At 30.2% G+C, this 245-nt stretch carries 1 pseudogene; it reads right to left on the bottom strand.

Annotation, left to right across the window (positions count from 1 at the left end):
• Positions 1-98: pseudogene (locus SB775_RS32680) on the bottom strand (DUF4256 domain-containing protein); the annotation flags it as partial.
• Positions 99-245: the final 147 nt, after the last annotated feature.

Here is a 245-nt window from a genome sequence, read left to right as displayed (position 1 = left end):
CCTTCATGGCGGTTCATGTTTTTCTCAAAACGAGCTTGTAATACTTTTAATAGTTCTTCGCGTTGTTCTACAGATAACTTATTTTTATTCTCTGTCATATTAGTCCTCCGAATTACGTTTCCTTATAATCATTTAAATCTTTTCAATAATAGTTTGCATACAGTTTACAACAAATTATATAATTTGTTGTATCTCTTTTTCAACAATCTAATCCGATTGCACAACGAAAAATCCCTGTGTAGATA

The sequence above is a fragment of the Peribacillus sp. SIMBA_075 genome (assembly GCF_046534585.1).
This window is presented reverse-complemented; position numbering and strand designations above follow the sequence as displayed.